The sequence below is a fragment of the Micromonospora sp. NPDC051296 genome (assembly GCF_040682255.1).
In the GTDB taxonomy this organism is placed as follows: domain Bacteria; phylum Actinomycetota; class Actinomycetes; order Mycobacteriales; family Micromonosporaceae; genus Micromonospora; species Micromonospora craterilacus.
Genome location: NZ_JBFBAO010000003.1, coordinates 20,715 through 43,800, shown reverse-complemented (window position 1 = coordinate 43,800; position 23,086 = coordinate 20,715). Strand labels below are relative to the sequence as shown.

At 72.8% G+C, this 23,086-nt stretch carries 22 protein-coding genes; 8 read left to right on the top strand and 14 right to left on the bottom strand.

Annotation, left to right across the window (positions count from 1 at the left end; translation table 11 throughout):
• Positions 1 to 53 precede the first annotated feature (53 nt).
• Complete coding sequence (locus AB0M52_RS00770) at positions 54 to 701, top strand: carbonic anhydrase (RefSeq protein ID WP_363946946.1); 648 nt, start codon at positions 54 to 56, stop codon at positions 699 to 701.
• Between the two features lie 83 nt (positions 702 to 784).
• Here AB0M52_RS00770 and AB0M52_RS00765 read toward each other — a convergent pair whose 3' ends face one another.
• Positions 785 to 1,114 carry a hypothetical protein gene (locus AB0M52_RS00765; protein WP_363946944.1) on the bottom strand — a complete coding sequence of 110 codons (330 nt, stop codon included), beginning with the start codon at positions 1,112 to 1,114 and terminating at the stop codon, positions 785 to 787.
• Positions 1,115 to 1,425: 311 nt separating this feature from the next.
• On the opposite strand from AB0M52_RS00765, the gene AB0M52_RS00760 reads away from it, so the two are divergent.
• Positions 1,426 to 1,917, top strand: a complete 492-nt coding sequence (locus AB0M52_RS00760; RefSeq protein ID WP_363946941.1) for a DUF3145 domain-containing protein — start codon at positions 1,426 to 1,428, stop codon at positions 1,915 to 1,917.
• Positions 1,918 to 2,009: 92 nt separating this feature from the next.
• Complete coding sequence (locus tag AB0M52_RS00755) at positions 2,010 to 3,743, top strand: glycoside hydrolase family 3 N-terminal domain-containing protein (RefSeq protein ID WP_363946938.1); 1,734 nt, start codon at positions 2,010 to 2,012, stop codon at positions 3,741 to 3,743.
• Positions 3,744 to 3,752: 9 nt separating this feature from the next.
• Here the strand turns inward: AB0M52_RS00755 and AB0M52_RS00750 are convergent, their stop codons facing one another.
• The 8 genes from AB0M52_RS00750 to AB0M52_RS00715 all read right to left on the bottom strand — a co-directional run bounded on the left by AB0M52_RS00750 (position 3,753) and on the right by AB0M52_RS00715 (position 12,002).
• Positions 3,753 to 4,409, bottom strand: coding sequence for a lipoprotein (locus tag AB0M52_RS00750; RefSeq protein WP_363946935.1), 657 nt, complete (start codon positions 4,407 to 4,409; stop codon positions 3,753 to 3,755).
• A 73-nt stretch (positions 4,410 to 4,482) separates the two neighbouring features.
• Entirely contained in the window at positions 4,483 to 5,376 is an 894-nt protein-coding gene (locus AB0M52_RS00745) for a MerR family transcriptional regulator (protein ID WP_363946932.1), read from the bottom strand.
• Between the two features lie 104 nt (positions 5,377 to 5,480).
• On the bottom strand, positions 5,481 to 6,905 hold the full coding sequence (locus tag AB0M52_RS00740; protein WP_363946930.1) for a carboxyl transferase domain-containing protein: 1,425 nt from the start codon (positions 6,903 to 6,905) through the stop codon (positions 5,481 to 5,483).
• A 23-nt stretch (positions 6,906 to 6,928) separates the two neighbouring features.
• Entirely contained in the window at positions 6,929 to 8,155 is a 1,227-nt protein-coding gene (fabF, locus tag AB0M52_RS00735; RefSeq protein ID WP_363946927.1) for a beta-ketoacyl-ACP synthase II, read from the bottom strand.
• 2 nt (positions 8,156 to 8,157) lie between these two features.
• On the bottom strand, positions 8,158 to 8,397 hold the full coding sequence (locus tag AB0M52_RS00730; protein ID WP_007072348.1) for an acyl carrier protein: 240 nt from the start codon (positions 8,395 to 8,397) through the stop codon (positions 8,158 to 8,160).
• An 81-nt stretch (positions 8,398 to 8,478) separates the two neighbouring features.
• Positions 8,479 to 9,423, bottom strand: coding sequence for a beta-ketoacyl-ACP synthase III (locus AB0M52_RS00725; RefSeq protein ID WP_363946925.1), 945 nt, complete (start codon positions 9,421 to 9,423; stop codon positions 8,479 to 8,481).
• The gene (locus tag AB0M52_RS00720) at positions 9,420 to 10,589 is read right to left on the bottom strand and encodes an acyltransferase domain-containing protein (RefSeq protein ID WP_363946923.1); all 1,170 of its coding nucleotides are present in this window, start codon (positions 10,587 to 10,589) and stop codon (positions 9,420 to 9,422) included. Before AB0M52_RS00720 ends, AB0M52_RS00725 begins: the two co-directional genes overlap by 4 nt.
• Positions 10,590 to 10,667: 78 nt before the next feature.
• Positions 10,668 to 12,002, bottom strand: coding sequence for a helix-turn-helix domain-containing protein (locus AB0M52_RS00715; protein WP_363946974.1), 1,335 nt, complete (start codon positions 12,000 to 12,002; stop codon positions 10,668 to 10,670).
• Positions 12,003 to 12,095: 93 nt separating this feature from the next.
• Between AB0M52_RS00715 and AB0M52_RS00710 the strand changes: the two genes are divergently transcribed.
• Positions 12,096 to 12,458, top strand: coding sequence for a hypothetical protein (locus tag AB0M52_RS00710; protein WP_363946920.1), 363 nt, complete (start codon positions 12,096 to 12,098; stop codon positions 12,456 to 12,458).
• A 112-nt stretch (positions 12,459 to 12,570) separates the two neighbouring features.
• Here AB0M52_RS00710 and AB0M52_RS00705 read toward each other — a convergent pair whose 3' ends face one another.
• Positions 12,571 to 13,221 carry a hypothetical protein gene (locus tag AB0M52_RS00705; protein WP_363946917.1) on the bottom strand — a complete coding sequence of 217 codons (651 nt, stop codon included), beginning with the start codon at positions 13,219 to 13,221 and terminating at the stop codon, positions 12,571 to 12,573.
• Between the two features lie 245 nt (positions 13,222 to 13,466).
• Here AB0M52_RS00705 and AB0M52_RS00700 point away from each other — a divergent pair, with 245 nt between their 5' ends.
• Positions 13,467 to 14,087: a copper resistance CopC family protein gene (locus tag AB0M52_RS00700; RefSeq protein WP_363946914.1), complete on the top strand. Its 621-nt coding sequence runs from the start codon at positions 13,467 to 13,469 to the stop codon at positions 14,085 to 14,087.
• Between the two features lie 7 nt (positions 14,088 to 14,094).
• On the opposite strand, the gene gltX is transcribed toward AB0M52_RS00700, so the two are convergent.
• The 3 genes from gltX to AB0M52_RS00685 all read right to left on the bottom strand — a co-directional run bounded on the left by gltX (position 14,095) and on the right by AB0M52_RS00685 (position 18,217).
• The gene (gltX, locus tag AB0M52_RS00695; RefSeq protein WP_363946911.1) at positions 14,095 to 15,504 is read right to left on the bottom strand and encodes a glutamate--tRNA ligase; all 1,410 of its coding nucleotides are present in this window, start codon (positions 15,502 to 15,504) and stop codon (positions 14,095 to 14,097) included.
• Positions 15,505 to 15,599: 95 nt separating this feature from the next.
• On the bottom strand, positions 15,600 to 16,871 hold the full coding sequence (locus AB0M52_RS00690; RefSeq protein WP_363946909.1) for an MFS transporter: 1,272 nt from the start codon (positions 16,869 to 16,871) through the stop codon (positions 15,600 to 15,602).
• On the bottom strand, positions 16,868 to 18,217 hold the full coding sequence (locus AB0M52_RS00685; protein ID WP_363946907.1) for a GH1 family beta-glucosidase: 1,350 nt from the start codon (positions 18,215 to 18,217) through the stop codon (positions 16,868 to 16,870). The genes AB0M52_RS00690 and AB0M52_RS00685 overlap by 4 nt, the downstream gene beginning before the upstream one ends.
• Positions 18,218 to 18,403: 186 nt before the next feature.
• Between AB0M52_RS00685 and AB0M52_RS00680 the strand changes: the two genes are divergently transcribed.
• Positions 18,404 to 18,850: an SRPBCC family protein gene (locus AB0M52_RS00680; RefSeq protein WP_111214946.1), complete on the top strand. Its 447-nt coding sequence runs from the start codon at positions 18,404 to 18,406 to the stop codon at positions 18,848 to 18,850.
• A 208-nt stretch (positions 18,851 to 19,058) separates the two neighbouring features.
• Here the strand turns inward: AB0M52_RS00680 and aceE are convergent, their stop codons facing one another.
• On the bottom strand, positions 19,059 to 21,803 hold the full coding sequence (aceE, locus tag AB0M52_RS00675) for a pyruvate dehydrogenase (acetyl-transferring), homodimeric type (protein ID WP_363946903.1): 2,745 nt from the start codon (positions 21,801 to 21,803) through the stop codon (positions 19,059 to 19,061).
• Between the two features lie 235 nt (positions 21,804 to 22,038).
• On the opposite strand from aceE, the gene AB0M52_RS00670 reads away from it, so the two are divergent.
• Both AB0M52_RS00670 and AB0M52_RS00665 read left to right on the top strand, forming a co-directional pair.
• The gene (locus AB0M52_RS00670; RefSeq protein ID WP_363946900.1) at positions 22,039 to 22,443 is read left to right on the top strand and encodes a YjbQ family protein; all 405 of its coding nucleotides are present in this window, start codon (positions 22,039 to 22,041) and stop codon (positions 22,441 to 22,443) included.
• Positions 22,444 to 22,530: 87 nt separating this feature from the next.
• Positions 22,531 to 23,013 (top strand): MarR family transcriptional regulator, encoded by a 483-nt coding sequence (locus AB0M52_RS00665; RefSeq protein WP_363946898.1) that lies wholly within the window; start codon positions 22,531 to 22,533, stop codon positions 23,011 to 23,013.
• Positions 23,014 to 23,086: the final 73 nt, after the last annotated feature.

Here is a 23,086-nt window from a genome sequence, read left to right as displayed (position 1 = left end):
AAGATTTCGGAACCCGGTTCCTTGTCCGCGACGATCCGGTCAAGCTGGGTGACATGGCAGTGTCGCGGGCGGCGCCCCCGGGCTCCGCGCCGGGTGACCGGGCGCGCGGGGGTACGCCCCGGGTGGCCCTGGCCGAACTGCTCGCCGGCAACCGGCGGTTCGTCAGCGGTCAGCCGGTGCACGGGCACGACGTGACCGCGGCGGCGGCGAGCGCCTCCGGCGACCAGCAGCCGTACGCCGTGCTGCTGGGCTGCATCGACTCGCGGGTGCCGCTGGAGGCGATCTTCGACCAGACCTTCGGCTCGATCTGCGTCATCCGGACCGGAGGCCACGTGCTGGACCGGGCGGTGCTCGGCTCGATCGAGTACGTGGTCGACGTACTCGGCGTACCGCTGGTGATGGTGCTGGGGCACGAGCGCTGCGGCGCGGTGGACGCGACGGTCGGCGCGCTGCGCACCGGCCGGCGGCCGGACGGCGCCCTGGCCCACCTGGTCGACCGGATCGCGCCCGCGGTGACCGAGGTGGGGGTCGACGACCCGCAGGTACAGCCGCTGGCGGTCCGCCGACACGTCCACCGTACGGTGGCCGCCCTGCGCGCCGACCCGCTCCTCGCCGAGCCCCTGGCCGCCGGCCGGGTCGCCGTGGCCGGCGCCCTCTACGACCTCTCCACCGGCGAGGTCGCCCTCCTCGACCCCCCGTAACCGGAGTGGGAGTGGGGGGAGACGCGTGAACGCCCGTCGGCGGAGCCGACGGGCGTTCAGGCTTGTGCTTGGTGGGGGAGGGCTCAGCCCTCGAAGACGCCGGCCTCGACGAGGCGCTTCTCGGTGGCGTCCCAGCCGTCGCCCGGGTGGATGGCGTTGAGGCTGTTGATCTCCGCCCGGATCTTGGTGGCGTGACCGGCGGTGGCCAGCGTCCGGATCTCCTCGATGAAGGCCTCGGAGTCCGTGCGCAGGTGCGCGGTCTTGCCGTTGGTCAGGTTCCGCACGTAGGCGTGCTTGCCGCCGTTGAGCGGGATGAGGTACTTGAACTCGCCCAGCACGCTGAGTGCGCCACCCTGGCCAGCCTGGCCGGCCCGGACTGACGCGCGCGCGGTCTTAGAGGTGTTGCTCGCCACGGAGGTACTCCTTGCAAGACGTACGGAGGACGGAATGTCCGGGGGCTGTGCGGGTGACACCGGAGGGGTGACCCCGCGAAAGACGTACGCGGCACAGGCCGCCGATGGAACTGTACACGACCCACGATCCTGGCTGGTCATCGCGGCGTCACGAGGTGGAACGGCAGTCACCTGTCCGGGTATTCCGGCCGGCGGATTCGGCGATTCCCTGGCGCACCATCCGTCACACCAGTCATCATGTGTTCCAAGCAACGCACCCGGCCCGGGTGAGGTCGTAGGGGAAGACGCACCTCGCTCTCCGGGAGGTCACCGTGCCAACGCGTGGCGTCGTATACGTCCACTCGACCCCGCTCGCCGTGTGCTCGCACGTCGAGTGGGCGATCGCGCGCGTCCTCGCCGCGCCGGTCAATCTCCAGTGGACGGCTCAACCCGTCGATCCCGGCTCCCGCCGGGCCGAGTGCGGGTGGTCCGGCCGCCCGGGGACGGGCGCCGAACTGGCCGCTGCCCTCCGGCAGTGGCCCATGATCCGTTTCGAGGTAACCGAGGAGCCCAGTCCGGGGGCCGACGGCGAACGCTTCATGTACGTCCCGGGCCGAGGGCTGTTCCGGGCCACCGTCGGCGCCGCCGGGGACATCCAACTCGGCGAGGACCGACTACGCAGCATCATGGCCGCCGTGCGGGGACCGGAGGCCCTCGCGCACGCCCTCGACAAGGCGCTCGGCAGCGCGTGGGACGCCGAACTGGAGCCGTACCGCTACGCCGGGGACGGCGCGCCGGTGACCCTGCTTACCCGGGTCGGCTGAGCGGCCCGGGGCGACGGCCGGGGCCGGCTGAGCGATCCGGGGCAACGGTCCGGCCAAGGTCGAGTTGCCCCGATACGCGGTGAGCTGGTGGGATGGTCCGCGTGTCGCCTACCCCTCGGCGCGTCACCGCCGCGCTTGTCGCCGTGATCGCACTGCTCGGCTCCGGTTGCTCCGGACCCGGGCAGCGACCGGGATCGCCCCCGTCGTCCGCCCCGGCCACGGATCCGGCCCCGCCGTCGAGCGCACCGCCGGACGACCCCGCCACCCGGGCCGCCGCGCTGATCGCCGAGCTCGCCGACGAGGATCTGGTCGGCCAGGTGCTGATGCCGTACGCGTACGGCGACCGGGCGACCGAGGTCTCGGTCGGCTCGGCGGCCGGCAACCAGGCCCTGGCCGGCGTGGACACCCCGGCCGAGATGATCGAGAAGTACCGCCTCGGCGGGTTGATCCTGGTGGGCTTCAGCGCGGACGACCCCACCCAGAGCAACCAGGCGACCACCAACGTCGACAACCCGAAGCAGGTCCGGGAGCTGACCACCGGGCTGCGTACGGCCGCCGGGAAGCTGCCCGCCGGGGCGGCGCCCTTCCTGATCGGCACCGACCAGGAGTACGGGGTGGTTACCCGGATCACCGACGGGGTGACCATGCTGCCCAGCGCGCTCGCCGCCGGCGCCGCCGGTGACCCCGCGTTGACCGAGGCCGCCTGGCGGGCCGCCGGCGCCGAACTCGCCGCGATGGGGATCAACCTCGACTTCGCGCCGGTCGCCGACGTGCTGGTCACCCGCAGCACGGTGATCGGGTCCCGGTCGTTCGGCGCGGACCCGCAGCGGGCGGCGGAGCAGGTCGGCGGCGCGGTGCGGGGGTTGCAGGCGGTCGGCGTGGCGGCCACCGTCAAGCACTTCCCGGGGCACGGCCACAGCGCCGACGACTCCCACAAGGATCTGCCCGTGCTCGGCCAGCCGCGCAAGAAGCTGGAGACCGAGGCGTGGCCGCCGTTCACCGCCGGCATCGAGGCCGGGGCCCTGGCGGTGATGTCCGCCCACCTCGACGTCCAGTCGGTCGACCCGGGCGTGGCCGCCACCTTCTCGTACAAGCTGCTCACCGAGGTGCTGCGCGGGCAACTCGGCTTCCAGGGTGTGGTGATCACCGACGGGATGAACATGCCGCCGGCCCGCCGCTGGTCACCGGGGGAGGCCGCGGTGCGCGCGCTGAAGGCCGGCAACGACCTGATCCTCATGCCGCCGAACGTCGGCCAGGCGTACGACGGGCTGCTGGCGGCGCTGCGGGACGGCTCGCTGCCCCGGGCCCGGCTGGTGGAGGCGGCCACCCGCGTACTGACCATGAAGTTCACCCTGGCCGGCGGGGAGCAGCCGGAGCTGTCCACGCTCAACACCCCGGCGCACCGCAAGGCAGCAGGTGCGCTGGCCGCCGCCGCGGTCACCGTGCTGCGCGGCCGGTGCGACAGCACCGGGGTGCGTGGCCCGGTCACGGTCACCTCCTCCGGCGGCCGGGCGCACACCCGGGCCGCGTTGACCGAGGCGCTGACCGCGGCCGGGGTGAAGGTGGTGCCCAGCGGCGGCACCGTGGTCCACCTGGTCGGGTACGGCGACGGCGCCGCCGACCTGCGAGACGACGCGGCCGTCACGGTCGCCATGGACACCCCGTACGTGCTGGCCCGGGCGACGTCGCCGAGCCTGCTGGCCACCTACTCGTCGAGCCGGGCCTCGATGGCCGCGCTCGCCGACGTGCTCGCCGGCAAGGCCCGCCCGCAGGGGCGTTCCCCGGTCAAGGTGACCGGGCTGCCCGCCACCACCTGCGCGGACTGACGCCGCGGGTCAGGACGGGCCGGCGAGGGTGTCGCGGGCCAGCCGGTACGCCGGCAGCAGATCGATCGGCTCGCCGAAGCTGGTGCTGCTCGCCTCGACCAGCACCGTCTGGTCACCCACCTGGACGGCCAGCGCCCACTCCCGGAGGTCCTCGTCGGCCAGCATCCGCCGGCTCAGCCAGGTCGCCTCGACCACGTCGAGGTCACCGGGGCGGGTCTCGCGGTACTGCGGCTCGGTCAGCCCCTCCCCGGCGTCGACGAACGCCTCCAGCGCCTGCCGGGCCGGGATGCCGGTGCCGTCGACGGTCCACACCCGTAGGAAGCCCGGGGTCACCGCCCGGCCGTCCAGCTCGCAGCGCACGGTCGATCCGCCGCGCCGGGTCAGCGCCTCGGCCACTTCGATGCCCAGCTCGTCGCCGGGATCCGGAGCCTCGATCGCCGCAGCCTGCCACCCCTCGGCCAGGTCGAACGTAACCGGCAGCGGGCAGGGGCCGCCGGCACCGACCGTGCCGGCGGCCGGGGCCCCGGTCACCTCGTCGTGCCACGGCGCGCCGGTCGCGCCGCCGCCATCGTCCTCGGCCCCGCCACCGGCCCGGTCCGCGCCGTCGGTGCACCCGCCGAGCAGCCCGATGGTCAGTGCCGCGAGTGCGAGCGCGCGTCGTCCCACGATGTCCACTCCCCGTCGATGATCCACAAAGTGCGGTCAGCAAAGCGGTTCGACGGGCCGGGGTCAAATCTCCTCAGCGGCTCGCGCGCAGCGCGGCGATCAGCCACTCCACCACCGGCACGGCGGGCGGGAATGGTGGCCGACGGTTGAGCACCCCGATGAGCTGCCAGTACCGCTCCACCCGGCGGTCGGTGAACGTGGCCATCTCCTCGGCCAGCCGGCGTCGCTCCGGTGCGGAGAGCGTCGGGTCGACCATCTCGTCCAGCACCGCCCGCGCCTGGTCGGAGTCGGGGGCGACGCCGGCGGCCAGCGCGTCCCGGGCCGTCTCGAGCCTCAGCAGCGGTTCCGGTGGTGGAGTGGCGGCCTCCGTCGACCCGGCCTCCGCCATCTCGCGTACCCGGCGACGGAAGTCCGGGTCGGCGACCAGTTCGGCGAGCTCCAGCCAGGCGTCCACCTCGGCGTCGCTGGGCTCGTCGGGTAGCTCCGCGGGCATCGTGCGCATCGCCTGGGCCAGGCCGGCGCCGGGACCGCCGTCGAGGCCGGCGAAGACCTCGGCGACGAAGTCGTCGATGATCTGCTGCCGCTCCTGCGCGGAGAGGCGGGCCAGGTCGTTCATCAGTCTCAGCTCCTCGGTCGTACTGCCACGTCGGGTGACCGACCGCAGCACCGCCCGGCGCAGCCGCAGCGTCCGGATCTCCGCGTCGAGCGCCCGGACGTGCGCCTGCGCCACCTCCCGGACGCTGGTCTGCCGCTCCAGGATCCGACGCACGTCGTCCAGGCCGATCCCCAGATCACGCAGGCTGCGCAGCAGCTCCAGCCGGGCCACCGCGACCGCGTCGTAGAGCCGGTAGCCACCGCCGGAGCGGGTGGTCGGGGGCAGCAGGTCCAGGTCGGACCAGAAGCGGATGGTCCGCACGGACAGCCCGGTCCGGCGCGCCAGCTGCCCGATGGTGAACAGGTCGGTCACCAGGTCACTCTGCACGTTCCAGCCGCTGGAGGGTCAACCCGGAGCACGACGAGGCCCCCGGCCGACACCCGGAGGCGTCGGCCGGGGGCCGGTACGTCGATCTGCTACAGCGGGATGTTGCCGTGCGCGCCGCGGGCGGCCGGCGCGGCTGCCAGGGCCTCGGCGATCCGCCGACGGGTCTGCTCCGGCGTGATCACGTCGTCCACCACGCCGATCTCCAGCGCCCGGTTGACGCCGCCGGCGACCCGGGTCTGCTCCTCGATCAGCTGGGCGCGCAGCGCCTCCCGCTCCTCGGCCGGTGCCGCGGCCAGCTTCTTGCGGTGCAGGATGTTCACCGCCGCGCTGGCCCCCATCACCGCGACCTCCGCGTTCGGCCAGGCGAACACGGCGGTCGCGCCGAGCGAGCGGGAGTTCATCGCGATGTACGCCCCGCCGTACGCCTTGCGGGTCACCAGGGTCACCCGCGGCACCACCGCCTCGGCGAAGGCGTGCAGCAGCTTGGCCCCGCGGCGCACCACGCCGTCCCACTCCTGGCCCAGCCCCGGCAGGTAACCCGGCACGTCGACGAGCACGATCAGCGGTACGCCGAGCGAGTCGCACATCCGCACGAACCGGGCCGCCTTCTCGGCGCTGGACGCGTCGAGGCAGCCACCGAGGCGCAGCGGGTTGTTGGCGATCACGCCGACCGTGCGGCCGGCGAACCGGCCCAGCGTGGTGACGACGTTCGGCGCCCACTTGGCGTGCAGCTCCACGCCCGGTGCGTCGAGCAGCGCCTTGACCACCGGTCTGACGTCGTACGCCCGGTTGGCCTCGGCCGGCATCCTCGCGGCCAGGTCGTGCCCGCCCTCGCCGGTGGCGGGCACGTCGTCGGGGGACAGCCGGCCCTGGTGGCCGAGCAGCGCGGCGAGTTTGCGCGACTCGGTGATCGCCTGCTCGTCGTCGGAGCATGTCACGTGCACCACGCCGGAGCGCCGGCCGTGCGGCTCGGGGCCGCCGAGGCGCTCCATGTCGACCTGTTCGCCGGTGACGCTGCGGACCACCTCGGGACCGGTCACGAAGATCCGGCCCGCGCCGCTCATCACCACGATGTCGGTCAGCGCCGGACCGTACGCCGCGCCACCGGCCGCCGGACCGAGCACCACAGAGATCTGCGGTACCCGGCCGGAGGCCCGGACCATGGCGGCGAACACCTGCCCGACGGCGTCGAGCGCGACCACGCCCTCGGCCAGCCGGGCGCCGCCGGAGTGCCAGAGGCCGAGCACCGGTACCCGCTCCCGTACCGCGGTGTCGATCGCGTCGACGATGTGCCGGCACCCGTCGGTGCCCATCGCCCCGCCCATCCTCGTCGCGTCGGTGGCGTACGCGATGGCGGGCGTGCCCTCGATCTCGCCGCGCGCCCAGAGCACACCCGAGGTGTCCCGGGGGGCCAGCAGGCGCAGCGACCCGGCGTCGAAGAGCGCCCGGAGCCGGACCTCTGGGTCCCGGTGGTCGACGGCGGCCGTCCCGGCCCCGGCAACGGTCGTGCTCACGTGCGCCTCCAAAGGCGGTGCGCTCAGGCCCGCGTGAAGACGAGAGCCACGTTGTGGCCCCCGAAGCCAAACGAGTTGTTCAGCGCGGCAGGGACGTCCATGTGGCGCGGCTTGTGGGCGACGACCTCCAGGTCGAGGCCGTCGTCCGGGTCGTCCAGGTTGATCGTCGGCGGCACCACACTGTCGCGGATGGCCAGGATCGTCGCGATCGACTCCAGCGCGCCGGCCGCGCCGAGCAGGTGCCCGGACATCGACTTGGTGGCGGTCAGCACCGGGTGGTCACCCAGGGCGCGGTGCAGCGCCTTGATCTCGGCCAGGTCGCCCACCGGGGTCGACGTGGCGTGCGCGTTGACGTGGGTGATGTCGGCCTTGGCCACGCCCGCGTCGGCGATCGCCTTGGCGATGGCCCGGACCGCGCCGGCTCCCTCCGGGTGCGGCTGGACGATGTCGAAGCCGTCGGAGGTGATGCCGGCCCCGGCCAGCCGCGCGTACACCCGGGCGCCCCGGGCGGCGGCGTGCTCGGCCCGCTCCAGCACCACGATGCCGGCGCCCTCGCCGAGGACGAACCCGTCGCGGCCCTTGTCCCACGGCCGGGACGCCCGCTCCGGGTCGTCGTTGCGGGTCGACATGGCCCGCATCGAGGCGAAGCCGGCGATCGGCAGCGGGTGGATCACCGCCTCGGTGCCGCCGGCCACCACCACGTCGGCGCGGCCGGCCCGGATCATGTCCAGGCCCAGCGCGATCGCCTCCGCGCCGGTGGCGCAGGCGCTGGCCACCGAGTGCACGCCGGCCTGCGCACCGAGTTCCAGGCCCACCCAGGCGGCCGGGCCGTTGGGCATCAGCATGGGCACGGTGTGCGGGGACACCCGGCGCGGGCCGGACGCCTCCAGGATGTCGTCCTGGGCGAGCAGGGTCACCGCGCCACCGATGCCGGAGCCGACGCTGACCCCCAGCCGCTCCGGGTCCAGCCCGGAGTCGGCCAGGCCGGCGTCCGCCCAGGCCTGATGGGCGGCGATCAGCGCGATCGCCTCGGAACGGTCCAGCCGGCGCAGCTTGACCCGGTCCAGCAGAGTGGCCGGATCGACCGCGAGCTGGCCGGCGATCCGGACCGGCAGCTGCGCGGCCCACTCCTGGGTGAGCGCACTCACCCCGGAGCGGCCGGCGAGCATGGCGTCCCAGGTCGACGCGACGTCCCCGCCCAGCGGGGTGGTCGCGCCGAGCCCGGTGACGACGACGTCGGAGCGACTCATGATCAGGACTGCGCCTCGATGTAGCTGACGGCGTCCCCGACCGTCTTGAGGTTCTGCACCTCGTTGTCCGGGATCTTGACGCCGAACTTCTCCTCGGCCGCCACCACGACCTCCACCATGGAGAGCGAGTCGACGTCCAGGTCGTCGGTGAAGGACTTCCCCTCGGCCACGTCGTCCGGGTTCACCCCGGCAACCTCTTCGAGGATCTCGGCGAGGCCGGCGGTGATCTCGTCACGGGTCATTACGGTGGGTTCCTCTCATCGGGTTTCTCTCGACGGCGGCGACGCCGCCGGTCGCTCCTCGGCGCTGGCGCGCCGGGGGTATCAGGGGCAGCGGACGACCTGACCGGCGTAGGTCAGGCCGCCGCCGAAGCCGAACAGCAGCACCGGTGCGCCCGAGGGCACCTCACGGCGCTCGACCAGCTTGGACAGGGCCAGCGGGATGCTGGCCGCAGAGGTGTTGCCGGACTCGACGATGTCCTTGGCGATGATCGCCTGCGGGATGTTCAGCCGCTTGGCGATCCCGTCGATGATCCGGGAGTTGGCCTGGTGCGGGACGAACGCGGCCAGCTCGGACGGGTCGACCCCGGCCCGCTCGCACGCCTGCAACGCCAGCGGCGCCAGCGCCGTGGTGGCCCAGCGGAACACCGTCTGGCCCTCCTGCGCGACGTACGGGCGCCAGCCCTCGATGCGTACCGCGTCGCCGCGCTCGGGCACCGAGCCCCAGACCACCGGGCCCACGCCGGCCGGCTCGTCCTCGGCGGCGGCGGTGACCACGGCGGCGCCCGCGCCGTCGGCGAAGATGATGCAGGTGGAGCGGTCGGTCCAGTCGGTGAAGTCGGACAGCTTCTCGGCACCGATCACGATCGCGTTGCGGGTGGCACCGGCCCGGATCGCGTGGTCCACGATGCCCAGGCCGTACGCGAAGCCGGAGCAGGCGGTGTTGACGTCGAACGCCCCGGGCGCGTTGATGCCCAGCTTGGCCGCGACCCGGCAGGCCACGTTCGGGCTGCGGTCGACCGAGGTGCAGGTGGCGACCACGACCAGGTCGATGTCGGCGGCGGTCAGGCCGGAGTTGGCCAGCGCCTTGTCGGCGGCGGCGGCGGCCATGTCGGCGACCGTCTCGTCACCGGCGATCCGCCGGGAGACGATGCCGACCCGGTCGCGGATCCACTCGTCACTGGTCTCCACCAGCTGGGCGATCTCGTCGTTGGTCACCACCCGGGACGGCTGGTAGTGCCCCAGCGAGAGAATCCTGCTGCCGGTCATGCGTGGCCTCCGATGCGGGCGAGCGGTTGGCCCGGGGCGACCGGGTCGTCGTGGTGGGCGAGCCACTCGGTGAGCACGCCGCTGTCGTGGGCGGTCACATCGGCCGGGCCCTGCCGGGTGGCGACGTGGCCGATGATCTGGCCGGCGCGGACCGTGTCGCCCTCGGCGAGCTGCTCGGCGGGCACGAAGGTGCCGGCCGAGGGGGCCACCACGACGCGGAACGCGATGGCCGGCTCGTGGCTGGGCGGCATGCCGTGCCGGGCGATCAGGTCGCGCGCGGCGGGCAGGTCGTCCGGGGTGTTCAGGGTGACGATCTCCGGTGCGCCGGCACCCTTGAGCTCGCGCTTGACCAGCCCGGCGAGCGTGCCGGCGGGCGGCAGCTCGATCACGCCGGTCACGCCGAGGTCGGCGAGGGTGGCCATGCAGAGGTCCCAGCGGACCGGGGCGGTGACCTGGCGGACCAGCCGCTGGAGGATCTCCCGGCCGTGGTTGACCGCCGCGCCGTCGAGGTTGGACAGCAGGATCCGGGTCGGGTCGCTCGGGGTGATCCCGGCCGCGACGGTGGCCAGCGCCGCCTCCGCCGGGGCCATGTACGGGGTGTGGAACGCCCCGGCCACCTGGAGCCGGATGACCCGGGCCCGGGTCGGTGGCTCGGCGGCGAGCTTCTCCAGCCCGGCGACCGCGCCGGCGGCGACGATCTGACCGCTGCCGTTGCGGTTGGCGGGGTACAGCCCGTGCCCGGTGATCGCGGCGACCACCTCGTCCGGGTCGCCACCGAGCACGGCGGCCATGCTGGTCGGCTCCAGCGCGCAGGCGGCGGCCATCTCCCGGCCGCGTACGCCGGCCAGGGTGATCGCAGCCTCGGCCGGCAGCACGCCGGCCAGCGCCGCCGCGCCGAGCTCACCGACGCTGTGCCCCGCAGTCAGTGCGACGTCGTACATCGGCAGGTGCTCGGCGGCGAGCAGCGCCGCGGCGACCAGCAGCGGCTGGGTACGGGCGGTGTCCCGGATCTCGTCGGCGTCGGCGGCGGTGCCCAGGTGCACCAGGTCGACGCCGGCCAGCGCGGACCACCAGCGCAACCGGGCCTCGGCGCCGGTCAGGTCGAGCCAGGGCGTCAGGAAGCCGGGTTTCTGAGAACCCTGGCCGGGGCAGAGTACGGCGAGCACGTCTATGACTCTCCCGGATACCCATGGGTTGCGCTGTGCCGGCTGCCACCAAACCGCACTAGTACCTTTGGAGAGATCCTACAAAGATTGGCGCTGATCATCGCCGGGCTGTGATCTTTTGCCGACGGGTGGGGTCAATGTCTGGGCCGGCACCACCGGATCCAGCCGGCCCACGGTCAGCGCGACCCGCAGGGCGAAGGCGTCCCGGGCGGTCAGCGGGCTGAAACCGGTGACCTCGGAGATCCGCCGCAACCGGTAGCGCACGGTGTTCGGGTGCACGTACAGCGCCCGCGCGGCGCTCTCCAGCGTACCGCCGGCGGCGAAGAAGGCGTCCAGCGTCTCCAGCAGCTCGCCGCCGGCGCGGACCAACGTCGCGTACACGTCGTGGCGCAGCCGCCGGCGGGCCTCGGCGTCGCCGGCGAGGGCCCGCTCGGGCAGCAGGTCGCCGGCGTGGACCGGTCGGGGCGCGGCCGGCCAGGCCGGTGCCGCCCGGTAGCCGGCCAGGGCGGCCCGGGCCGACTCGGTGGCCTCGTCCAGGCTCGGCACCGCCGGGCCGACCACCACCGGCCCCTCCCCGAAGGCGGTTAGCAGCTTCGCCGTGGCCGAGACCGGCTCCGCCGCCCCGCCGAGCACGATCACCAGGCGGTCGCCGTGCACGCCGCCGATCACCTCGACCCCGATCCGCCGGGCCTGACGGTAGACGGTGTGCAGCACGGCGGAGACCTCGCCGCCGGGCGACCGGCCGACCGCCACCGCCACCGGCGGCGCGTCCGTCCAGCCGAGCGCGGCGGCCCTGCTGGCCAGCACGTCCGGGGAGTCGCCGCGCAGCAGTGCGTCCACCAGCAGGGCCTGCAGGCGGGCGTCCCAGGAGCCGCGCGACTCGGCGGCCCGGGCGTACACCCGGGCGGCGGCGAAGGCGATCTCCCGGCTGAACCGCAGCACCGCCTCGCGCAGCTGCGGCTCCTCGCCGGGGGCGGCGAGGTGGCCGACCTGCTCCTCGACCACGTCGATGGTGACCTTGATCAGCGCGACGGTCTGCTGGAGGCTGATCGAGCGGGCCAGCGCCTGCGGCGCCGTGGCGAACACCTCGTCGGAGACCTCCTGGGTGCCCTCCCCGGTCCCGCCGCCGGAGCGTAACCACTGGACCAGGGAGCGGGCGCCGGCCTGGGCCACGAGCATCACCCACGACCGCTGGTCGGCGGGCAGCTCCCGGAACCAGGGCAGGGTCTCGTCCATCCGGGCCACGCTGACCGTGGCCAGCGCCCCGGCCGCGCGCTCGATTCGGCGCAGCGTGGCCGACAGGTCCGTCCCGCCCGACTCACTCACCCGCCTAGCCTGACATGCCCTGACCTGGACCTCCACGGCAGGCGTCGCGGGGGGCCGCACCGGGACGCCGAGCCCCGACCTGGGTATGCGCTGCACGGCCCGTCGGGGCCGGCCAGTACGGTGACATTGCACGTCCGGGTGGGCACCGGCGGGTGAGGGCGAGAGCGTGAGGAGAGGCCGATGGCGCACGGGGAGGCCGACCACGGTTGCGCCCAGGGGGAGCCGTGCCGCCCGGGCCCGCACGAGCAGCCGGCCGCCAAGCACCACCGCCGGCCCACCGGCCTGACCCATCCGGTCGAACCGGCCGCCGGGTGGACGCCCGAGCGTCCCGAGGAGGAGAGCATGCCCGCTCGGCCCCGTGGCGCCGAGCCCGCCGTGCCCCGCCAGCGGGCCGTCGAGCCGCCACCGTCGGACCCGCCGCCGCCCGCCGCCGCCGGCTGCCGCAGCGACCTGCCCGGCTGGGCCGGCGCGCACCGGCACGGCCCGGTCCGCCCGGCGCACCGCAACGCTCGGCGGGAACGCCCCCCACGTCGCTGGTGCTGACCACGTCGCTCGTGCTGGCCGTGTCGCTGGTGCTGGCTGCGTCGGCGGGGTTGACCGCGTCGCGCCCCGGTGTCGTGGTCGGGACCGGGGCGCGAGTGGCCTGAGCTGTCGGTCAGCGGGTCCGGCGGCGGATCAGCAGCGCGATCCCGGCGAGCCCGAGGGTGATCACCAGCATCACCGCGACGTTCAGCAGGAGCAGGCGCCGCAGTTCGCCGAACGCCTCGTTGATGTCCTCGGCGGGGTTGAGCGAGTCCTCCGGGATGATTCGTTCGCCACCGCCGACCCCGCCGCTGACCGACTCGTACGTCCGCTCCAGCGGCACACCGGCGGTGCGCAGCGTCTCGGACATGCTGACCCGGCCGAGGAACCAGGCCGCGGTGGTCTTGCGCGAGTCCGGCTGCTTGGCCGGGCGGAAGACCCGCGGCCCGCCCACCGCCTGCGGGTAGAGGTCGTACGTCTGCTTTGGAACGTCGCCGGCCAGCACCACGACCGTGTACTTCGGACCGAGGTCGGCCGCCTTCGGCTTGCCCGACTGGCGGACCAGGGCCCGGAGGGTGACCTGCTCGATGACCGCTACGACGTGCTGGGGGTGGGACTCCGCGCGAAGCCGCAACGGCTCGGTCATCCCGTCCCCGGTGATGTCCACCCCGGCCGGTGGCGCCTTCGGCGCAGCCTTGACCGGCTCGGCGAGGGTGAACGACAACAGCAGTGCCGCGAGTCCGCCAACCGCCACCCCAGCCAGTCGCCTCATCCGTCGGACCATGCCGCCTCCTCGCCCCGTTCGATGGGTGGCTGTGCTGCAGGGGTCACGCGTTGGAAGGTTGACGGCGGTGACCGTGCCCACAGGACGGGTACCCACCTCAAAGACTCCGCGGAACGTCGATCGGTTGCAGCTGGTGGAACACTATTTGGAACTATCTGCGATCGCGACTCGACTAACGAGCAGCCGTGGACCAGCGGGCGGATCTTACCTTTGCGGAGGCCGTGATGGGGGGCAGGATACCGCGTATGGCGCGGGCCTGGGCAGTTGTTCTCGGCGTGGCGTTCGGCGTTTCGCTGCTGCTGCCGGCGGCGCCGGCAGCCGCGCACAACGCGTTGACCGGCAGCGATCCGCGTGACGGCGCCCGGGTGGCCAACGCACCGGAGCGCATCGAGCTGCGCTTTCTGGCCAGGACCGACCCGGCTACGACGAAGATCACAATTACCGGGCCGGACGACGTCGCGGCGGTCGGCGGCGAGCCGCGCTTCTCGGGCAACCGGGTGAGCGTGCCGTTCACCCCCGGCGGGGCGGGCCTGTACACCGTCGGATACGAACTGGTCTCCGGCGACGGTCACCCGATCACCGGCATGATCCGGTTCACCCTGACCACCGGTACGCCCGCCGACCCGACCACGACCCCGGAGCCGACCGCGACCCCGGAGCCGACCGCGACCCCGGAGGCCAACGCCGCGGCCACGGCAGCAGCCGAGCCCACCCCGACGAAGAGCCCCGCACCGAAGCAGGCAACACCCATGCCCAGGGCCGAGTCAACCGGTCCGGGCTGGTGGTGGGCGGGCATCGCGGCCGTGGTCCTGCTCGCCGTCCTGGCAATCGCTCGACTGCTCCGCAGGCGCGCCGCCCGACGCTGAGCGCCGGTCAGAAGAGGCGAACCCGGGCGGCGCGCAGTCGGGTCAGGGTGCGCTCGGGGCCGAGCACCTCCAGCGACTCGAACAGCGGCAACCCGACGGTACGGCCGGTGACCGCGACCCGTACCGGGGCCTGTGCCTTGCCGAGCTTGAGGCCGCGCGCCGCACCGACCGTCTCCAGGGTGGCCTTGAGCGTCTCCGCGTCCCAGGATTCGACGTTCTCGAAGGCGGCGATGGCGTCGTCCAGCAGTTCCGCCGAGCCCTCCTTCATCGCCTTGGCCCAGGCCGCCTCGTCGATCAGCGGCGAGGCGACGAAGAGGAAGTCGACGTTCGGCACGATCTCGCTGAGCACCGCGATCCGGGTCTGGGCCAGCGGCGCGACCGCGGCGAACGCCGCCGGGTCGAACTCCTCCGGCTGCCACGGCGGCGGCGCGATGGTGCCGGTGCCGGTCAGCCACGGCTGGCAGACCTCGACGAACTCCTCGACCGGCAGCGCCCGGATGTACTCCCCGTTGAACGCGCGCAGCTTCTTCTCGTCGAAGAACGCCGGTGACGGGTTGACCTCCGCCAGCCGGAACTCGTCCTCGATCACCGACCAGGGCACGATTTCCCGGTCGCCGGAGGGGGCCCAGCCGAGCAGCATCAGGTAGTTGCGCATCGCGGCGGCGAGGTAGCCCTCGTCCCGGTACGCCTCCAGGGCGACCTTGTCGCGGCGCTTGGACAGCTTCTGCCGCTTCTCGTTCACCACCACCGGCACGTGCGCCCAGATCGGCGGCTTCACCCCGAGGGCGTCCCAGAGCAACTGCTGCTTGGGGGTGTTGGGCAGGTGCTCCTCGGCCCGGATCACGTGGGTGATCCCCATGGTCATGTCGTCCACCACGTTGGCCAGCAGGAAGACCGGCGAGCCGTCGCCGCGGGCGATGACGAAGTCCTCGATGAGCTTGTTCTCGAAGGTCGGCTCGCCGCGGATCAGGTCGACGACCACCGTCGCGCCCTCGTCCGGTGTGCGGAAACGCAGCGCCCGGCCCTCGCCGGCCGGCAACCCCCGGTCACGGCAGTACCCGTCGTAGCCGGTGTACTGGTTGCCGGTGCGGGCCTGCACCGCCTCCCGGGTGCAGTCGCAGTAGTACGCCCGGCCCGACTCGGACAGCCGCCGCGCGGCGGCCCGGTGCTCGTCGGCGTACGAGGACTGGAAGTAGGGGCCCTCGTAGCTGCCCCGCTCGATGCCGATCCAGTCCAGCGCCGACAGGATGCCCTCGGTCCACTCCGGCTTGTTGCGCGCGGCGTCGGTGTCCTCGATGCGCAGCACGAACACCCCGCCCTGCTGCTTGGCGTAGATCCAGTTCTGCAGCGCCGAGCGGGCACCGCCGACGTGGAACATACCGGTCGGGGAAGGGGCGAAGCGCACACGTACCGTCACGACCCCAAGCCTACGGCCGCCCGCCGGGATGCAAGGAGGGGCCCCTTGTTATCGCCTGGTGTCGTACCGGGGCCCCCTTTTAACACTGCGGGCGGTCACGGGACCGAGCGGATCTTCAGCACCAGGACGCTGCCGAGCAGGGTCACCGCGGCGGTGGTCGCGTAGAGCGCCGGGTAGCCGCCCAGGTACACCACGATCGGGGCGGAGATGGCCGGGCCGAGCACCTGGGGTGCGGAGTTGGCAATGTTGATCACGCCGAGGTCCTTGGCCCGGTCGGTGGCCCTCGGCAGTACCTGGGTGATCAGGGCGGCGTCCACCGACAGGTACACCCCGTAGCCGGCACCGAGCAGCAGCGCGGCGGCCAGCGCCATCGGCCAGGTCGGCGCGACGGCCAGCAGCAGGGCCGCCACCGCTATCACCACCCCGGCGGCGATCACGAAGACCTTCCGCTTGCCGGAGCGGTCGGACAGCCGGCCGGCGACCACCGTGGTGGCCATCAGGCCGGCGGTGTAGAGCAGGATCAGCACCAGCAGCCCGCCCTCGGGATCGGCCATCCGCACCTCGTCGGTGAGGAAGTAGAGCAGGTAGAGGGTGCCGAAGGCGTTACCGAGCTGGACCAGGAACCGGGTGATCCAGGCCCAGCCGAAGTCGGGGTGCTGGCGCGGCGACACCCACATTTCCGAGAGCAGGCCGCGCAGCGCCGGCCGGTGCGTGCGGGGCAGCGGGTCGTCCGTCGTACGCAGGGCGAACGGCAGCGCGAGCAGCAGCGCGGCCGCGGCGATCGCCAGGTACCCGGCGGCGTTGCCGGTGACCACGGCGGTGACCAGCACCACGCCGAGCACCAGCCCCAGCGCCTGAGGGATGCCGATCCAGCCGGAGACGCCACCGCGCTGCGCGACCGGGACCCGGTCCGGTACGGCGGCGGTCAGGCTGGCCAGCATCGCGTTGAAGCAGACCTGCGCGGCGACCCAGCCGACCGCCACCCCGACCATCGTGCGCGCCTCGGCGAGCAGCACCAGGGCCAGCGCGCCGAGTACCGCGCCACCGAGCGTCCAGGCGTGCCGTCGGCCGAACTCCCGCCCGCCCAGCCGCAGGCAGGTCCGGTCCGACAACGCCCCGGCGAGCGGGTTGGCGATCACCGCGGCCAGCGCGCCCAGCCCGGTGACCACCGCCAGCATCGCTTCCTTGCTCGCCGGTGCGATCTGCCCGATCTGCTGTGGCAGCAGCACCTGGATCGGGGTGAAGAACGCCATCCAGACGCCGAGGTTCGCGGCGAACAACAGCGCGATCCACCCCCGCCGGACCGGCACGATCGGCTCGGCGAGCGCCGCCGGCAGCGACGTCGGGGTCGGGCCGACGGTGGTCACCGGACCGGATCCCGCCGGGCCGCCGCGATCACCTCGCGCAACCAGGCGTACGACGACTTCGGCGTGCGCCGCTGGGTGCGGTAGTCCACGTGCACTAGGCCGAAGCGCTTGGTGAAGCCCTCGGCCCACTCCCAGTTGTCCAGCAGCGACCAGACGAAGTAGCCGGTCACGTCGACCCCGTCGTCGATCGCCGCGCGGACCGCCCGGAGATGGCCGCCCAGGTAGGCGATCCGGTCCGGGTCGTGCACCCGGCCGTCGGCGTCGGGCGCGTCGTCGTAGGCGCAGCCGCTCTCGGTGATCTGGATCGGCGGCAGGTCCGCGTCGTAGCGGCGGTGCAGCCAGCCGAGCAGCTCGCGCAGCCCGTCCGGGACCACCGGCCAGTCGAAGGCGGTACGCGGGTAGCCGGTGAGCGGCACCAGGTCGAACGGGAGCGGCGAGCCCTCCTCGGGCGCGCGTACGCCGGTCGGGTTGTAGTAGTTGACGCCGAGCACGTCGATCGGGGCGGCGATGACGTCGAGGTCGCCGTCGCGCAGCACGGCCGTGTCGAAGCCCAGCTCCGGCGGGTACCCACGACCGAACAGCGGGTCGGTGAACAGCCGGTTGTGCAGCGCCTCGTAGGCCGCCGCGGCGGTGGCGTCGGCCCGGCTGCCGCCGACCACCCGCACCGGCGAGTAGTTGTTGGCGATGGCGACCGGGCCGGCGCCGCGGACGCGCAGCGCGGCGACCGCGAGGCCGTGGCCGAGCAGTTGGTGGTGGGCGACCGGGAAGGCGTCGAAGAGCAGCATCCGGCCGGGCGCGTGCACGCCCATGCCGTGCCCGAGGCTCATGTGGATGAACGGCTCGTTAAGGGTGATCCAGAGCTTGACCCGGTCGCCGAGACGGGCGGCCATCAGGTCGGCGTACTCGGCGAAGCGGTGCGCGGTGTCCCGGTTCAGCCAGCCGCCGGCGTCCTCCAGCGGCTGGGGGAGGTCCCAGTGGAAGAGCGTGGCGATCGGGTCGATGCCGTGCCCGAGCAGTTCGTCGACCAGCCGGTCGTAGAAGTCCAGCCCGACGGGGTTGACCGCGCCGGCACCGGTCGGCAGCACCCGGGGCCAGGCCACCGAGAACCGGTACGCGGTGACGCCCAGTCCGGCCATCAGGGCGACGTCCTCGGCGTACCGGTGGTAGTGGTCGCAGGCCACGTCGCCGGTGCTGTCGTCGACGATCCGGCCGGCGGAGTGGGCGAAGGTGTCCCAGATGGACGGTCCGCGCCCGTCGGTGCCGGCGGCGCCCTCGATCTGGTAGGCGGACGTGGAGACGCCCCAGCGGAATCCGGTGGGGAATTCGGGCATCGGTGCGGTCGGCATGCGCCCTCCCGGCGAAACGCGAAATGTGCTCGGAACTTTAGGGCGTGCCGGGGCTCCGGTCCATAGGCGGATCTGCACCGAAGGGCAATACCTTTCGGCGTGTCTTTTACGAACCCGTCCATATACGTCCGTTTTTGCGCATACAGTGCCGATATTGTGGGATGTCCTCACTGGAGGAAGACGGAAATGATCCTCGTGGAACGCAGCGCGCATGTGGCGGCGCCGGTGGAAGCGGTCTGGGATGTGGTGCAGCGGGCCGAGCAGTTGCCGGCCTGGCTGGCCGGGGTCCGTGCGGCCGAGGTCCTCTCGGGGGAGGGCTTCGGTCGGCGGCAGCTGGTCCAGGCCGGACGCGGCGCCGCGCATGAGGCCGAGGTGATCGCCTACCAGGAGCCGACGCTGATCGGCTGGCGCGAACGCGCCAAGGGCGCCGGTGCCCGAGCGGAGGCGCGCACCGAGATATATGTCCAGCTCACGCCGGACGAGGAGGAGGGCGGGACGGTCGTACGGCTCATCGTCGTACGCTGGCCGGCCGGTCCGGTCAAGGCCGCCCTGCTCCGCCTCGGCCTGCGTCGGGTCGGCGCCGATCTGGAGGACTCGCTGGCCCGGCTGACCGACCTGGCCGCCGTCGGCTGAGCGGCCGCGTCCTGGCGTCACCCGCGACGGTGGCGGCCCCGGTGTCCCTACCAGGTGCACCCGGGCCGCCACCGCTTTCGGCCCTGGGTCCTCCGAGGCGTGTGTTAAGAGGGGGCCCCTTCACTACGCGAGGCGTTAAGAAGGGGCCCTTCCTTACACCAGGGCCCGGCGCGGGGGTTACCGCGCCGGGCCCTGGTGTGTGCGTTTGCTAGCTGTCGCCGCCGGTCTCGCCGACCGGGGCGGCGTTGACGTCGTCGATGGCGTACTTCTTGGCCGCCTCGGCCGGTACGTGGGCCGGTACCGCCCCGCGCAGCGCGAGCTGCCGCAGCGTCGCGACCGCGACCGACTCCGCGTCGACGTGGAAGTGCCGGCGCAGCGCGTGCCGGGTGTCGGACAGGCCGAACCCGTCGGTGCCCAGGGAGGTCCAGTCGCCGGGGATCCAGCGGGAGATCAGGTCCGGCACCGCGCGCATCCAGTCGCTGACCGCGACCTTCGGCCCCTCGGCGTCGGCCAGCTTCCGCTGGATGTACGGCACCCGCTGCTCGGCGCCCGGGTGCAGGAGGTTGTACTCCTCGCACTCGATGGCGTCCCGGCGCAGCTCGGTCCAGGAGGTCACCGACCAGACGTCGGCGGCCACCCCCCAGTCCTGGGCGAGCAGCTGCTGGGCCTTGAGCGCCCACTGCATGCCGGTGCCGGAGGCCAGCAGGTTCGCCCGGGGCGCGTTCCCGTCCACCGAGGGCGCGGGGGAGTAACGGTGGATGCCCTTGACGATGCCCTCGACGTCCACGCCCTCCGGCTCCGCCGGCTGGTGGATCGGCTCGTTGTAGACGGTCAGGTAGTAGAAGACGTTCTCCTGCTCCGTGCCGTACATCCGGTGCAGGCCGCGCTCCATGATGTGCGCGATCTCGAACGCGAACGCCGGATCGTACGCGACCACCGCCGGGTTCGTGGCGGCGAGCAGCAGGGAGTGGCCGTCCTCGTGCTGCAGGCCCTCACCGTTGAGCGTGGTGCGGCCGGCGGTGGCGCCGAGCACGAAGCCGCGGGCCATCTGGTCCGCCGCCGCCCAGAAGCCGTCACCGGTGCGCTGGAACCCGAACATCGAGTAGAAGATGTACATCGGGATCATCGGCTCGTCGTGGGTGGCGTACGACGTGCCGGCCGCGGTGAACGAGGCGACCGAGCCGGCCTCGTTGATCCCCTCGTGCAGGATCTGCCCGGCGGTCGACTCCTTGTACGACAGGAACAGCTCCCGGTCGACCGAGGTGTACCGCTGCCCGTGCGGCGAGTAGATCTTGGCGGTCGGGAAGATCGAGTCCAGGCCGAAGGTACGCGCCTCGTCCGGGATGATCGGCACCCAGCGCTTACCGAACTGCTTGTCCTTCATCAGGTCCTTGAGCAGGCGGACGAAGGCCATCGTGGTGGCCACCTTCTGCTTGCCCGAACCGCGCTTGACGTCGGCGAAGCGCTCGCTGCCCGGGATGGCCAGGGCCTTGGCGCTGGTCCGCCGGGTCGGCAGGTAGCCGCCGAGCTGCTGGCGCCGCTCGTGCAGGTACCGCATCTCGTCGGACTTCTCGTCCGGCCGGTAGTACGGCGGCAGGTACGGGTTCTCCTCCAGCGCCGAGTCCGGGATGTCCAGGTAGAGCCGGTCGCGGAAGGTCTTCAGGTCCTCCAGCGTCAGCTTCTTCATCTGGTGGGTGGCGTTGCGGCCCTCGAAGTGCGAGCCGAGCGTCCAGCCCTTGATGGTCTTGGCCAGGATCACCGTCGGCTGGCCGGTGTGCTCCGTCGCCGCCTTGTAGGCCGCGTAGAGCTTGCGGTAGTCGTGCCCGCCCCGCTTGAGGTTCCAGATCTCGTCGTCGGTCAGACCCTCGACCATCTTGCGGGTACGCGCGTCCCGGCCGAAGAAGTGCTCCCGCACGTACGCCCCGGACTCCGCCTTGTAGGTCTGGTAGTCGCCGTCGGGCGTGGTGTTCATGAGGTTGACCAGCGCGCCGTCGGTGTCGGCGGCGAGCAGCGGGTCCCACTCCCGGCCCCAGACCACCTTGATCACGTTCCAGCCGGCGCCCCGGAAGAACGCCTCAAGCTCCTGCATCACCTTGCCGTTGCCGCGGACCGGGCCGTCGAGGCGCTGGAGGTTGCAGTTGATCACGAAGGTGAGGTTGTCCAGCTCCTCACGGGCGGCCACGCCGATCGCGCCGAGGGTCTCCGGCTCGTCCATCTCGCCGTCCCCGAGGAACGCCCAGACGTGCTGGTCGGAGGTGTCCTTGATGCCCCGGTGGTGCAGGTACCGGTTGAACCGGGCCTGGTAGATGGCGTTCAGCCCACCCAGCCCCATGGAGACCGTGGGGAACTCCCAGAAGTCCGGCATCAGCCTCGGGTGCGGGTACGACGGGAGACCGCCGGCGGGGTGCGACAGCTCCTGCCGGAAGCCGTCGAGCTGGTCCTCGCTGAGCCGGCCCTCGAGGAACGCGCGGGCGTACATGCCGGGGGACGCGTGGCCCTGGTAGAAGATGTGGTCGCCGCCGCCCGGGTGGTTCTTGCCCCGGAAGAAGTGGTTGAAGCCCACCTCGTACAGCGACGCTGAGCTGGCGAAGGTGGAGATGTGGCCGCCGACGCCGATCTCTGGACGCTGCGCGCGGTGCACCAGCATCGCCGCGTTCCACCGCACGTACGCCCGGATCCGGCGCTCGACGTGCTCGTCACCGGGGAACCAGGGTTCGCGCTCCGGCGGGATCGAGTTGATGTAGTCGGTGGTGGTCAGCGACGGCACCCCGACCTGGCGCTCGCGGGCGCGCTCCAGCAGACGGAGCATCACGTAGCGGGCTCGCTTGGTGCCACGTTCGTCGATGACACCGTCGAGCGACTCGACCCATTCGCTGGTCTCTTCAGGGTCGATGTCCGGAAGCTGGCTCGGCAGGCCGGCCGTGATCACCGGGCGCTTGCGTTCCGTAGCCACAGGCGTTCCCTCGGTTGTGTGTGGGATAGGTCTCTAGCGCCATCCTGCCCCGTCGTGGCACTCGGCGTCACGTCCACCCGTCCGAAGGGCGACGCTCGACACAGGTACTCACCAGTAACTTTACCCCTCCGGGGCGGCTGGGAGCGGCTGCGGTGGGAGCGCGCCCGGCTCTCCCGTACCAAGATCTTGAAGGGTTGCGGTGGGGGCGGCGGCGCGGAGCGGCACAATGCCACGTATGCGCAGTGAGGTGATCACCGTCCGGACCGGTTCCCGGCCGACCGTCCGGGACATCACCACGGAGGCCGAGCAGTTCGTCTCCGGCCAGGGTGACGGGCTGCTGCACGTGTTCGTGCCGCACGCCACCGCCGGGGTGGCCATCATCGAGACCGGTTCCGGCTCGGACGACGACCTGCTCACCGCGCTGGACGACCTGCTGCCCGCCGACGACCGGTGGCGGCACCGGCACGGCTCGCCGGGGCACGGACGCGACCACGTGCTGCCCGCCTTCGTCGCCCCGTACGCGACCCTGCCGGTGCTGGGCGGTCGCCTGGCCCTGGGCACCTGGCAGGCGGTCTGCCTGGTCGACACCAACGGTGACAACAGCAGCCGGCAGGTCCGGTTCTCCTTCCTGCCCGGCTGATTCTCCTTCCGGCCCGGGCTGAGGTGCCGCCTGAGCAGCCCGATCGCAGGAATGATCGACTGGTCGGTCGTCAGTAGGATGCGAGCCATGGCGCAGCTCACCGTCCCCCGCACCGGCCCCGAGCCGGGCGACCGCGCCGGGCTGGCCGGCGAAACGGTGCGCCGCCTGATGCACGTCGCCGCCGCGCTGCGGCACCAACAGGATCTCGACATCGCCGCGCTGGGGCTGACCCCGGCGGTCGCTCGCGCCCTCTTCCAGCTCGACCCGGATCGCCCGCTGCCCGCCCGCGAGCTGGCCGGCCAGCTGCGGTGCGACCGGTCCAACGTCACCGCCCTGGTCGACAAGCTGGAGCAGGCCGGGCTGGTCGAGCGCCGGGTCGACCCGGCCGACCGGCGGCAGAAGACGCTGCTGGTGACCGAGGCCGGCCGGCGGATGCGCGAGCAGGTGCACCGCGTACTGTCCGACTCCCGACTCCTGGCCGGGCTGACCATCGAGGAGCTGACCACCCTCCGGGAGCTGGTCTGGAAGGTCTCCGACGCCGGCTACCCAGAACCCTGCGTCCCCCAGTAACCCCCCGATCCCGCTCTTGATCAACCGGCGCCGCCTCGGGGGTGGGCGTTTCTCATGTGGTTGAGGGGTGCGT

Bases quoted from the DNA above. Each gene is read 5' to 3' on its own strand.
- AB0M52_RS00680 (WP_111214946.1), top strand. From the start codon at position 18,404: ATGATCCTCGTGGAACGCAGCGCGCATGTGGCGGCGCCGGTGGAAGCG.
- AB0M52_RS00700 (WP_363946914.1), top strand. From the start codon at position 13,467: ATGGCGCGGGCCTGGGCAGTTGTTCTCGGCGTGGCGTTCGGCGTTTCG.
- AB0M52_RS00710 (WP_363946920.1), top strand. From the start codon at position 12,096: ATGGCGCACGGGGAGGCCGACCACGGTTGCGCCCAGGGGGAGCCGTGC.
- fabF (WP_363946927.1), bottom strand. From the start codon at position 8,155: ATGAGTCGCTCCGACGTCGTCGTCACCGGGCTCGGCGCGACCACCCCG.
- AB0M52_RS00770 (WP_363946946.1), top strand. From the start codon at position 54: ATGGCAGTGTCGCGGGCGGCGCCCCCGGGCTCCGCGCCGGGTGACCGG.
- AB0M52_RS00755 (WP_363946938.1), top strand. From the start codon at position 2,010: ATGGTCCGCGTGTCGCCTACCCCTCGGCGCGTCACCGCCGCGCTTGTC.
- AB0M52_RS00685 (WP_363946907.1), bottom strand. From the start codon at position 18,217: ATGCCGACCGCACCGATGCCCGAATTCCCCACCGGATTCCGCTGGGGC.
- AB0M52_RS00665 (WP_363946898.1), top strand. From the start codon at position 22,531: ATGGCGCAGCTCACCGTCCCCCGCACCGGCCCCGAGCCGGGCGACCGC.
- AB0M52_RS00725 (WP_363946925.1), bottom strand. From the start codon at position 9,423: ATGACCGGCAGCAGGATTCTCTCGCTGGGGCACTACCAGCCGTCCCGG.
- AB0M52_RS00705 (WP_363946917.1), bottom strand. From the start codon at position 13,221: ATGGTCCGACGGATGAGGCGACTGGCTGGGGTGGCGGTTGGCGGACTC.
- AB0M52_RS00730 (WP_007072348.1), bottom strand. From the start codon at position 8,397: ATGACCCGTGACGAGATCACCGCCGGCCTCGCCGAGATCCTCGAAGAG.
- AB0M52_RS00670 (WP_363946900.1), top strand. From the start codon at position 22,039: ATGCGCAGTGAGGTGATCACCGTCCGGACCGGTTCCCGGCCGACCGTC.